The sequence below is a fragment of the Thalassoroseus pseudoceratinae genome (genome assembly GCF_011634775.1).
Classification (GTDB): Bacteria; Planctomycetota; Planctomycetia; order Planctomycetales; family Planctomycetaceae; genus Thalassoroseus; species Thalassoroseus pseudoceratinae.
Genome location: NZ_JAALXT010000007.1, coordinates 387808 through 400324 on the forward strand (window position 1 = coordinate 387808; position 12517 = coordinate 400324).

6 protein-coding genes are annotated in these 12517 nt (G+C 55.6%); 2 read left to right on the top strand and 4 right to left on the bottom strand.

Features of this window, described 5'->3' with window-relative positions; genetic code table 11:
- Nucleotides 1–60 precede the first annotated feature (60 nt).
- The 4 genes from G6R38_RS24010 to G6R38_RS24025 form a co-directional block, all read right to left on the bottom strand.
- Nucleotides 61–2952, bottom strand: coding sequence for a WD40 domain-containing protein (locus tag G6R38_RS24010; RefSeq protein ID WP_166831324.1), 2892 nt, complete (start codon nucleotides 2950–2952; stop codon nucleotides 61–63).
- Between the two features lie 75 nt (nucleotides 2953–3027).
- On the bottom strand, nucleotides 3028–6252 hold the full coding sequence (locus tag G6R38_RS24015; protein ID WP_166831325.1) for a hypothetical protein: 3225 nt from the start codon (nucleotides 6250–6252) through the stop codon (nucleotides 3028–3030).
- Nucleotides 6253–6380: 128 nt separating this feature from the next.
- Nucleotides 6381–8900: a DUF1549 domain-containing protein gene (locus tag G6R38_RS24020; protein WP_166831326.1), complete on the bottom strand. Its 2520-nt coding sequence runs from the start codon at nucleotides 8898–8900 to the stop codon at nucleotides 6381–6383.
- 343 nt (nucleotides 8901–9243) lie between these two features.
- Nucleotides 9244–10200 (bottom strand): amidohydrolase family protein, encoded by a 957-nt coding sequence (locus G6R38_RS24025; RefSeq protein WP_240928363.1) that lies wholly within the window; start codon nucleotides 10198–10200, stop codon nucleotides 9244–9246.
- Nucleotides 10201–10331: 131 nt separating this feature from the next.
- Here G6R38_RS24025 and G6R38_RS24030 point away from each other — a divergent pair, with 131 nt between their 5' ends.
- Together G6R38_RS24030 and G6R38_RS24035 are read left to right on the top strand one after the other, a co-directional pair.
- On the top strand, nucleotides 10332–11423 hold the full coding sequence (locus tag G6R38_RS24030) for a glycoside hydrolase family 5 protein (protein ID WP_206028707.1): 1092 nt from the start codon (nucleotides 10332–10334) through the stop codon (nucleotides 11421–11423).
- A 64-nt stretch (nucleotides 11424–11487) separates the two neighbouring features.
- Entirely contained in the window at nucleotides 11488–12486 is a 999-nt protein-coding gene (locus tag G6R38_RS24035) for a sialidase family protein (protein WP_206028708.1), read from the top strand.
- The last annotated feature ends 31 nt before the right edge of the window (nucleotides 12487–12517 follow it).

A 12517-nucleotide genomic window follows, 5' to 3' on the forward strand; every position in this document is an offset into this window, starting at 1 on the left:
GCAGTTTGGCGACCGACCGGCGGAACATCAAGCGATGCGGAATGGACGAGGCAGGAAAGGCTATTTCGCAGCCTGGGTTTTGGGATCGGTTGCGGGTTCCGGGGGTGCGAAGGTCAGCACGGCTTGTCCTTTGTCGTTCCAAACCCGTAGCACTCCGTCTTCCCCGCCCGCGACGAACAGTTTGCCGTCACGAGATGCAGCCACCGAGTACACGTAGTCCGTCGCCCCGCCGAAACTCCGGACCTGACGACGATTCGAAGCCGTGTAGAGTCGAACGGATTTGTCCCCGCCGCCCGTGATGACGTTGTCGCTCGTGCCGACGAACTGCAACGACGTGACTTGTTTGCCATGCCCGGTGATCGTCGTGACCTGTTCGCCGGTTTCGACATTCCAGACTTTGATGACGTTGTCAGCACCGGCGGACGCAAGACGTTGGCCGTCGGCTCGCCAACTCACATCCATCACATGGTGCGTGTGGCCTTCAAACGACCGCACGAACTGACCATCTTCGACGTTAAAGACCTTGACGAATTTGTCCGCTCCACCAGATACGATTTGGCTGCCATCGCGGTTGAATTCCAATCCCAAAACCGTGTCGCTGTGGGCGTCTTCAATGGATTTCGCAACGCTTTGCTTCTCGAGATCCCAGATGACAATTCCACCACTGCGGGACGGTTCACCAGACCCAGCAGCGAGTTTTTTCCCATCGTGGCTGAAGTCTAAACTGAGAACGCGATCCGAAATTGGCGACGCCGTGACATCGGTTGGTTCGTCCGCGTTGCCACCCAAGGTGGCGATCAATTTCCACTCAGGCGTGGTGTCCCAGACCCTTGCGGTTTGGTCGGCCGAGACGGATAGCAGACGATCTGCATCGAGGAACCTCAACGACGAAACAGCACCCGAATGACCGGCGAGCGATTCCAATGCGTTCCCGTTCTCGGAATTCCACAAGTGGATCGCTTGGTCTTCACCCGCGGTTGCCAGGAGTTTGCCGTCGGCGGAAAAAGCGACGCTTTGGAACGGCTTGCGAGCGGCTTGCTCGGCTTTCTTGGCGTCGGCTTCCTGCGTGGTCGCGGCCGTCTGTTGCTTCTTCTTCTCGTCGAGTTCGGTTTTTTCGGTCTCAACGCGTTCTTTGGCTTTCGGAATGGCTTTTTCCGCCAGCTTCACGGAGCGATCCGCCGCGGTTTTGGCGTCGGTGGCTTTCTTCAGTTCCGCTTGTTGTCTGTCGAATTCCTTCTGAGCATCAGCGACTTTCTTCTGCAATTTGGCGTCGTCAGCTTTCTTGGCCAACTCGTCTTTCGCCGCTTTCAACTTGGTTTCGGCATCGGTGAACTTCTTCTGCGGATCCTTCAAAGCCTCGACCGCTTTGGTTTGGGCTTCTTTGGCAGATTTCACGGCGGCTTCGCGGTCGGTCAGGTTCTTTTCGGCCGCTTTCAAAGCCGCATCGGCAAACTTGACTTGGCTGTCGATGACCGCTTTCGCTTCGGTGGCTTCAGTGACGGCATGTTGAGCCGCGAGATTGCCTTCCATCGTGGCGATGGCTTTGCCATTGGCGTCATACAGTTTCGCTTGGCCGTTCTGACCGACTGCCGCGAAGAATTTTCCGTCCGGTCGCACGGCAACATCTCGCACGGGAGACCCGTGATTGAAGGACCGGATTTGTCGTCCGTTGTTCAGATCCCATTGGCGGAACGTGTTGTCGTCGCTGCCGGAGACAAACTGCGTGGCATTCGGTAGCCAAGCCAGAGAAGTCACCGGTTTGCCATGACCTTTGAATTCGCGGACCGGCTTGTTGGCTTCTTCCGGTTTGACATCGTCACCCGTGGGAACGGCTCCGGCGGGCCAAAGACGAACCAGGTTGTCCGCGTGTGCGGTGAGAATCTGTCCGCCGTCTTTAGTGACCAAGACATCATGGATGGCTGCTGGCGTTTCGCGTTGCCAGGCGAGGGCTCCGTCGGCGGTTTTCCAGGCCCGCACGATTTTGTCCGCCGATCCCCCCACCAACAGGGAACCGTCTTGCGAGAAGCTCAAACCATTCACCGGTCCGGTTGCACCGGTTAACGTGTGGGTGGTTTTGCCATCGGCCAAGTTGACGAGTTTGACAGAATTGTCTGCGGACGCAAACGCTGCGAGTTGCCCGTTTGGACTCACAACGGTGGCGATGACCGACCCGAGACCTTCGATCTTGGACGTCGTCAAATCTTCCGGACGTTGCCAAAGTTTGACCACGCGATAACCACCGGATGCCAATGTGCGACCATCCGGACTGAATGCCAACGAATGCACGAAATCTCGGTGAGCCGCCCCTTTGGGGTACATCGCCTGACCGTTGAATTGCAGGGATTGCAAGTGCGGGTCTTTGAGGTTGGCAACTTCGCGACCGGTGCCCAAGTCGTAAACGTGAATCTGATTCGCCCGTCCCGCGGCGGCAAACCGCGCCCATGGCGAAAGGGAAATGGCATACAGCGATTGCACGTCCGATGGTAATGGTTGCCAGTTGACCATCTTCACGTCATCGCCCGACCCGCCGGTTGCACCTTCAATAATCCATTGCCGAAGAATGCCGAGTTCGTCCGGCGTGAGGGCGTGGGCATCCATCTCATTCGGCAGCGGAGGCATCGCCGGTTTTTGTCCGCGAGCGGCGAGTTTGTAGACCAAACTTTTATCGGGCTCTTTCGGGACCAACGCGGCGCCACTTTTGCCGCCTTTGATCATCAACTCGACTTCTTCGAGGTTGAGTTTTCCCTCGTCAATGGCAACATTGTGACACGCGATGCAGTTTGATTCCAACATCGGATAGACGTCGCGTTCGTAATCGACCGGCCGCCCCAGATTCACGGCAGCCGGTTTGATCGGTCCTGCCTTGGCGTCTTTCTTGTCGTCCGCTGCGAAGGCGATCGTTGTCATCAAGTTGACAACGATGATCGCCGTAATTCCAAAATTCTTCCGCATTCGATTTGTCCTCATCGCCGGTGGTCCAGCCACTGTGAGTTGACGGGTTTTCAAGCTCGACCGCGCGCTCGTTGTTTACTTGGAGACTTTCAGTGTGACAGGTACATCGACCGCCGCTTGTCCTTCGAATTCCATGGCAGCTTGAATCACAAGATTCGCAAGGGCCCCTTCGGTGGCGTTGCCATCGGCTTGCACGGTTAGCACACCCTCGTTCTGACCCGCTGGAATCGTGACTTCCGCCGCAGACAAGCCCGTGACATTCGGTGGCAAAGGCAGCGACAACTTAACCGGCCCTTGGAAATTGTTTTGTCGGGTGACGGTGACTTTGATGTCGATTTTCGCACCACGCTTCAACGCACCCCCGTTCGGAACAGCCGCTTTCAATTTTACGGGACTCGGCCGAACGCGAATCACGATCGGCGAAGACGGATTCGTGACGTTGATATTCTTCGGCTTCGCGGCCGCTTCGACCTTCTTCACTTCGGCGTCGATTTGCTTCTTGATGTTCTGAAAGTTCTTCAGTTCACCCTCAGCCGTCTTCACCGCCGCTGCTGCTGTATTCTTGTCGTTGGTTGCGGCTTGCAACTTGGCTTCCGCGTCTTTGACGGCTTGCTCGGCTTTCTGAATAGCCTCATCCGGTTGCTTCTGCTTCTTCGCTTCGTCAACGGCTTGCTTCGATTTCTTGACGAGTTCTTGGTTGGCTTTCTCGCTCTCGGTGGCTTTTTTCAAAGCTTCCTTGGCAGTATTGATTTTGGTCTGCGTCTCTTTGATCTTGCCGTCGATGTGGCTTTGATCGGCTTTGGCACGCGTCACCGCCGCCGGATTGCGAGCGTAACTCACTTGAGCTTGCCCATTGAGATAGACGGTGTAATCGCCCACCTTTGCGTTGTCTTTGACAAACACCCGCAGCAGGGTTTCCGTTTCACCCTTTTTGATGGTGACGGCTGGAACTTCGATGTTCGCGTTCTTGGGAACACCAGCAACGGCGAGTTTGACGTCGGTATCAAAACCGTTCCGTTTGTCGAGTTTGAGCGGTACGAGGATTTGCCGGCTTTGGTTTGCGGTGATGTCCTGAGGTGTGGTCGTCACCTGAAAGGCGGCTGTTTCGTCGATCACCGAAAGCCCCAGCGACCGTGAAACGCGAGAATCGGCCGCATTGTTACCGGTTCCATCCCAGAGCACGGTTCCCGTGCGAGCGACCCGCTGAACTTCCTTCACAGCCGCCGCTTTCGCTTTCTTCGCGGTGTCGACGGCGGCGAGAGAATCTTGGAGTTTCTTTTCCGCATCGGCAAGTTGTTTTTTCGCGTTGTCAACGGCTTGTTTCTTGGCGTCAAAGTCTTTCTGAGCCGCTGCGACTTGTTTCTTCAGCCCTTCGTTGTCAGGTTTCTTCGCGAGTTGTTCCTGGAGACCGGTGAGTTTCATTTCCGCCGGTTTGAATTGAGCTTCGGCTTGCTCTACCGGTTTTCGCAGTTTCTCGACGGCATCCCGAGCCGGCTTGATCGCTGCTTCAGCCGTTATGACGGCCCGTGTTTTCGCGGGATCATCGATGACGGCTTTCCCGGAAATTGTGACTCGTCCCGCCCACGGTTTCGCATCGGCGGCGGCACTGAAGATGAGTTCGGTACTCGTTTGACCGGGACCGATGACGACTGGGGGACACGTTACACCAGCGGGCAGTCCATCAGCAGTAATGTTGATCGCACCGTCAAAACCGTCTTGTCGAAATGCGAAAACGGGAACATAGACGTTATCGCCTTTGCGAACGGCAACCGGTGAGTTGGTGTACGTGTTGCCTGCCGATCTTTGGGGGACAGCGACGAGTCGGAAATCGGGATTCTCCGGCCGCACCGCCAAACGGTACACCAAACGTGGATCACGACGGTTGCCCGCATACCGGTCTTTCACATACACACGATACGTGCCATCGGCGGGCACTTGGAACTTCCATACGGGGTCGTCGGTGTTGGTGTCGAAGGCGTATTGAGCCAAGTTCGCCGTGTTGTCGTCTTGGCTTGTGAGTCGTTTGATTTGCTCGGTGCCGTCGTCTTTCTTGGTGACTTGTTCGACCCAGAAATACGGATCCGCCGTGGTTCCCGTTCGCTGGGCAAAGACTTCCACGTAATAGACGGTGCCCGCTTTGGCCGAGAATTCGATTCCGTCAGCGTCCCGTCGCTCTTGGAATTGACCGTAGATCTCTGCGGGAACTTCGACTTTCTGAACCGCGTCGGCTTTGTTGTTCGGTTCTTGCTCTGCAATCAGAGGAGCCGTCGCGAAACCGATGAACGCCGCATTCGAGCGACCGTGCGGTGATGGCAACACATACTGAATGCCATCAATACCGGCCTGCACGGGATCGAGACTGGTCTCGACATCCAGTCGCGATGGTTCGTTCGGCAATGCGATTTCGACTTCCAACTGTTCGAGCGGTTTTCCACCGGCGACGAAGTCCGAGGGTTTTCCACCGGGAAGATTTCGACCGTAAAGTGTGTATCGGGATTTCGTCCCCGGTTGCCCGGCGGGCGGGAGTACGAAGTCGATCCAAGGGGCGGTCGTCACTGTAAACCGATAGAAGTATTCGTTTCCGCCTCGATAGGTGAAGTCCACCACTTTGGCGAAGTACACGCCATCGGCGGGCACGACGAAATCGGCAACGGGATCTCCGTGCATCCAAACTCGCGACCGACTGGCGGCGTCGATGCGGCGTTCGCTCGCATCGTAGATTTCCACAATGCCGTCTAGTTTGGAATCGATCCGAGCGGAATTGCAGACCGCGAGTAATCGTTGACCTTTCTTGGCGGTGAACTTGTAGAAGTCCACATCGGTTGCCCGTTCCGATTTCGCGTTGACGACCTGATTAAGTTCGATTTCTTGAGCGGAATCGAAATCGTTGTTGGAGGCAGCCTCGAGGACCTCGGGATTGCTGCCGACCACGAACGAACGCGGATTACTCAACCCGTACATCCCGAGAGCCCGGACCTCGTAGAACCCAGCGGGTACATCGGACGCAACTTGCACCGTGAACGAATTGTTGACCGGTTTGGTCTGCCCGGCAACGTCTTTCGTTTTCTGGGTGGCTTTCAGACCGGGATGGTTGAAGAGCAGGGTTGTAAGATCGTCCAGATCTTGACCAGCGGTGACGGTCACATCGACTTCGGTTCCGGCTTGCGCTCCGGGCGGGAAGACAGCGTGCAGTCGGCATTGCGGCAACTGTGCCAACGCGGATGGGGCGAAGAAGCACCCGCCGATCAATCCGAAAAAGACGAACATCAACCGCCCGTCGGTAGTCGTTTTTTGCGACATGACATTCCCTTGCATCAGAATTCGGGCCGTCGTTTTTCGGGCGGCAACTCTGTTTCAAAGACGATATTCGACAACGCCCAGGAACCGAAGTTCCTGGGCGTGTGGAGTCGATCATTCCGTCAACCGGATTAGTGGTTGAACAAAAACTCTTTCGTGTTGATCAAGGCCCACACGATATCTTCGTATGCCGGCTGCACGTTTTGTTCGTGCTTGGCAATGTGGTTCAACGCAACTTGCAGTTCGTCGGGTTGCGGCTCTCGCGAGTACACCCAACGGTAGAGTTCACGAATCTTGGCTTCGTGCTCTCGTTCTTTGTCGCGAGCGAATTGCACTGCTCGACCATTGCCGTTGCCGATCTTGCTTTGCACTTCCTGGCTGTTGAGCAAGTGCAAACTTTGAGCCAGATTCGCTTCCTGAGACCGTTCGCATTCACAGGCGGTGTCGCCCTGCGGTTGACCGAAGACTTTCAGGAAGTACGGACCGATTGTCGGGTCGGGCAACTGCGTGGCTCGTGTGCCGGCGGGTTGTCCACTGTAGCTTTGCGATGTTCCGGTGACTTGGTGGAACGCATCGTACAGTACTTCGGCGGTCAATCGTTTCGGATAGTACCGTGAGAAGTTTTGCTTGTCTTTGAGGTTGTAATCGTTTGGCAGTGATGTGAATTGGTAAGTTTTCGATTTGCAGATCGTGCGGATCAACTCTTTGAGATCGAATCCACTGTCGATGAAATGCTTCGCCAAGGCGTCGAGCAATTCTGGATTCGACGGCGGGTTCGTGGCTCGCATGTCGTCTTCCGGTTCGACGATGCCCCGACTGAAGAAGTGCTTCCAATATCGGTTGACCAACGCTTTGGCGAAGAACGGATTCTCCGGAGCGGCCATCCAATCGACGAGGTATTGACGCGGGTCTTCTTGCGGATCGAGCACCAACGGTTCGCTGCCCAATCCGGCTGGCTTCAGGTTTTGGCCGTTTCGTGGATTCTTGGCCGACGCCGTTCCTTCGTTGTGAAAGATTCGCCGTTCCCGCATTTGCCGATTCGGCACGTACGCCAGATTCTTCTTACCAACACGGCTGAAGAACGCAGCGAAGCCATAGTAGTCGTTTTGGCTCCACTTTTCGAAGGGGTGGTGGTGACACCGGGCACACTGAATGCGTAAGCCGAGGAAGAGTTGAGCGGTGTCTTCGACTTGCTCATTGACTTCATCGACTTCCCGATACCAGATCACTGCCGGATTGATCTTTTGATCGCCCGAGGCAGCCACGATTTCCCGCACGAATTCGTCGTACGGTTTGTTTTCGTAGAGGCTTTCCCAAATCCAGCGGTGGAACGCGAATGTTCCTGCGATGTCTTCGTTTCGCCGTTTTTTGTTCCGTAGAACGAGGTTCCACTTATTCGCGAAGTAGTCGGCGTATTCGGGGGAGTCGAGGAGTTTGTCGATCACACGATCCCGTTTGTCGGGTGAAGGATCGTTCAGAAACGCGGAGGTTTCTTCGGCTGTTGGCAGGGTGCCGGTGATGTCCACGTAGACGCGACGCAGAAAGGTTCCGTCGTCGGTCAGGGGAGATGGGGGAATTCCCAGCACTTTGAGTTTGGCGAAAACGGCATCGTCGATGAAGTTCGATGCGGGTGGCAGGTCTTCGGTTTTGACGTCTACACCCAACGGGATCGTGGCTCGGAATGTGGCGACTTGACCCTGATAACGAGCCATAATCGCAACTTCACCGGCCAAATCGAGCGTTTTCACCAGACCGGTTTTGGTGGACTCGGCCATTTCGGTGTCGTTGGCTTCGAAGAGGGCCATCTGGGTGACATCTTCGGTGCTGCCATCGCTGTAGGTGGCCATCACGGTGATCTGCTGATCGGCACCGCGGTCCATCACGCGACCTTCCGGCAGACACGCGATCTTGGTCACATAGGGATCGTCCGGGTTGCCGTAGGGCATGCCTTGTTCGATCCAACGGTAGACCATGCGGTATTCGTAACTATCGACGTCCATTCGCTTTCCGCCACCATGCGGCATGCGGCCGATCGCTTTTTGCAGCAAGAGACTTTCACTGGGAGAGCCAGGGAAAATCCGACGACCCCGGGCCTCTTTGACGAGGAACTCGTAATCGTCTTCCGGATAAAAACCGAGCAGCGACAGTTTGAAACCGTTCTGTCCGCTCGCTTTACCGTGACATCCACCGCTGTTACAGCCGAGCTTGGTGAAGATCGGTGTGATCTGATTTTTGAAGTTGATCGGATGTTGATGGGCCACTCCGGTCACGTTGACGGCGAGTTCGCCGGTCAGGCCGTTCTCGGATTTCGCGATCACGGTCGCTTGACCGTCTTTGAGTGGCGTGACCAAGCCCGTTTCATCGACTTTCACCACACCTTCGGGCTTCGAGGAGTAGCTGACAGAATGGGTCAGGTCGTGTTGTTGACCGCTGGAAAAGATGCCGGTCACGAAGAGTTGCTGCCGGGCGTCCCGACCGCGAACGGTGACCACATTGTTTTCTAGTGTTGGTCCGATCTCGACTTGCTTCAAAGTTCCCGGATCACCCAAGCCGGTTTGTTTTGGCTGTGCTTCCGGAGCGGCCATCGCCGTCGAAACGGACGCCGATAGAATAGCAACGCTCGCCAGCCAAGAAAGTGTCGTTCGGCTCATCGAGAACTCCTGTTTGTGAGCAACACAAAACGGATGTGGAGGCATTGGACTGCAACGAACGCAACTCATCTCGCTGACGTAGCGTCAGACGAAATGCTCGCAATGCTGAGTTCGCTGGTATGTGGAGGGAAATTGTGTTGGTTGAGGGTTGGTCTTCCTGAGGTTCCCCACAACCAATTCGCATTCCCACGAGGTTGGTATTTCGCATCCTCTAACATATCAACGTTTACTGTCGTGTCAACCGTCGGCTAATTCAGGAATGATCCGACAAGAGGAATTGAGGGTTCAAACGGGGGAGGTTACGGACGAATTGCTTTTTTTCATCATTGGACCGAAAACGCGATCAAGCATCGTAGAAGTAAACCCGTTCGGCCGTTCGACGCAGTAGATTCTCCCGATCGGAGTCGGAGAGGAAATCCATGCGATCGCGGACCAATGCGATGGAATCGTGATAGGTGTTCGGTTTGACGATTTGATACGGACTGTCGCTGGCCCACATGCACCGTTCGGTGCCGTAGGCGTCCAGCACGCGACGGATCATCGGGACCAATTCCGTGTGCGGCGGTTTCTTCTTGCCGAGGGCGTAGTAAGCGGAAATCTTGAGGGCCGTCTTCGGGTACTTGGCGAGATCGCAGAGTTGCTTCAAGTCGCGTTCGCGAATGGTTCCGTCGATGCCAACGCGAGCGAAGTGATCGATTACCACCGGTGTGTCGGGGTGTTTCTTGCACATCGCGTTCACGGCGGGCAGGTCTTCGGGATTGATCAGGCAGCACATCGATTGCCCGGTTTCAGCGGCACATTTCCACATTGCATCCATGCCCGGTCCGCTCAGCCAGTCTTTGGCACCGCGAATTCCCGACGTGATCCGAAACGCCGTCACCCGTTGCGGCAAGAGTTCACGCATCTTTTGATCGGGGTTTGGCTGCGTGTCGTCGACCATTCCGACCACGCGGAATTTCTTCGGATATTCCTTCGCCGCCCAGATGAGATACGAGTTATCCCACCCGTGATAAATATGGTGCTGAATCAAAACGACTCGCGAGACGTTTTCCTTGCCGGCAACTTCGAGCAGTTCTTCGGCGGTGAAACTCGGCGGAGCCAAATCCGCGACGGTTTGCCCTTCCGCCAATGGGAAGCGTTCGACGTCTCGCGTCCAAATGTGCGAGTGGGCATCGATCCAACCGGTTTCCGGTGTGGTGGCTTTGTCGGCGGCTTGCAACAGCGAACCGGTCAGCACTCCGGCAGCAGTCGCGGCGGATGTGTGCAACATTCCACGACGAGAAAGAGACGTTTGGTTCACAGTGGAATCCTCGGAAGATGATCGACGACGGAAAAAGATTTCTGCGGGTTGCTCGTTCAATTCAACGTTCTGTTATACGATACCGGTTGGTGTCGAGGATCGTCAACGAATGGAATGGAAGGGAAGACACAATGCGAACGAGCGCTCTTTTGATGTTGGCATTGGTCGTTGGCTCCGATGCGTCGGCCGCCGACTTGGACCGTATCCGCGTGGCGGACGATCAATCCGGGTTCGTATTCACGGAGTCCGGGAAACCGTTCCGGCCTTGGGGGTTCAACTACGATCACGATCGCGATGGTCGCTTGTTGGAAGAGTATTGGCAGGATCAATGGACCGAAGTTGAATCCGACTTCGCGGAGATGAAAAAGCTCGGTGCGAACGTCGTGCGGATTCACTTGCAAGTCGAAGCCTTTCTCAATAGCCCGACCGAACCGAACCAAGCATCACTCGACCGACTAGCTCAACTGTTGAAACTCGCCGAACGGACGGGGTTGTATTTGGATATCACGGGGCTGGGGTGCTACCACAAACAAGATGTTCCCGCATGGTTCAATGAACTCGCCGAGCAACAGCGGTGGCAAGCTCAAGCGGTATTTTGGTCGGCGGTGGCGAAAACGTGTGCGGCGAGTCCCGCCGTCTTTTGCTACGACTTGATGAACGAACCCGTAGTCCCCGGTGGAGCGCGGAAGAATCGCGATTGGCTCGGACCGGGATTCGGTGGCAAGCATTTCGTGCAATTCATCACGCTCGATCCCGCCGGCCGCAAACGCCCGGAAATTGCGAAACAGTGGGTGAAAACGCTCGTGCAAGCCATCCGCGAACAGGACAAAACCCACATGATCACCGTCGGCCTGGTTCCCTGGAGTCTGGACCGCCCCGGTCTCACCAGCGGTTTCGATCCAAACGTGATCGCCGATGATCTCGACTTCATCGCGATGCACATTTACCCCGAAAGTCAAAAAGTCGACGAAGCCATGGAAACGCTCGCCGGGTTCGCAGCCGTCGGCAAACCCGTGGTGATCGAAGAGATCTTTCCTCTCAAATGCAACATGGACGACTTCGCCGAGTTCATCGAGCGATCGAAGCAACACGCCTCGGGGTGGATCGGCTTTTATTGGGGGGCGACCCGCGATGAACTCCAAGAGGAGAAAACCATTTCAGCGGCGATCACTCGTCAATGGTTGGAATTTTTCCAGAAGAACTCAGCAGACATGAAGCGATAACGCACCGGACTCGATTTGCAATCACCAGGATTTCACCAACCCTTTGATACCGGGAGACTGAACTGTGCTGAAACTGTTAACGTCATCACTCATCGCGAGTTGCCTGCTCGTCACGACTTTGAAGGCCGAAGACGAAAGCGAGTTACGACTCGTCGAATCACAACGCATTTGGGACCACGCTCCCCACAATGCGTTTACGGATTTAATTCGGTTTCAGGATCGCTGGTTCTGTGTGTTTCGAGAGGGGAAAGGTCACGTTTCGGCAGATGGAGCGTTGCGGGTCATCACTTCGGTGGATGGCAAGGATTGGAAATCGGCGGCGTTGGTCACTTCCGACGACTCCGACCTCCGCGATGCCAAAATTACGACCACTCCGGATGGGCGTTTGATGCTGTCTGGAGCGGAAGCCATGAACGACCCGAAAACCTACAAGCACCAATCGCTCGTTTGGTTCTCCGAGGACGGTCGAAACTGGAGCCAAGAATACGAAGTCGGCGATCACGACAACTGGCTTTGGCGAATCACTTGGCAAGATAACAAGGCGTACGGATTCGGTTACGGTTGTGGGAAGGGAGATCGCTGTTTGCGATTGTTCCGCAGTTCCGATGGAAAAACTTTCGACACGCTCATTGAGAAAGTGGCGGTCGAGGGAACTTACCCGAACGAAACGTCTGTCGTGTTCACACCCGACGACACCGGCTATTGCTTGTTGCGTCAGGATGGAAAACCGAACTCCGGTTACATTGGCAAATCGTCGCCACCGTACACCGAATGGGAGTGGAAATCGCTCAATAAGCGGATCGGCGGTCCGCACATGATTCGTCTTCCGGACGGTCGTTTTTTGGCGGCGGTTCGGTTGTATGACTCGCCGGTTCGGACGTCGATCTGTTGGCTCGATCCGGAAAATGCAAAACTCACAGAAGCTTTGAAACTTCCCTCCGGCGGCGACACCAGTTACGCCGGTCTCGCTTGGCATGACGACATGCTGTGGGTGAGTTATTACTCATCTCACGAGGGCAAAACGGCCATCTATCTGGCCAAGGTGGAAGTTGCTCCGAAGTAGAACCGCGAAGCCAGATCGAAACCGTGTCGGG

Bases quoted from the DNA above. Each gene is read 5' to 3' on its own strand.
- G6R38_RS24010 (WP_166831324.1), bottom strand. From the start codon at position 2,952: ATGCGGAAGAATTTTGGAATTACGGCGATCATCGTTGTCAACTTGATG.
- G6R38_RS24015 (WP_166831325.1), bottom strand. From the start codon at position 6,252: ATGTCGCAAAAAACGACTACCGACGGGCGGTTGATGTTCGTCTTTTTC.
- G6R38_RS24020 (WP_166831326.1), bottom strand. From the start codon at position 8,900: ATGAGCCGAACGACACTTTCTTGGCTGGCGAGCGTTGCTATTCTATCG.
- G6R38_RS24030 (WP_206028707.1), top strand. From the start codon at position 10,332: ATGCGAACGAGCGCTCTTTTGATGTTGGCATTGGTCGTTGGCTCCGAT.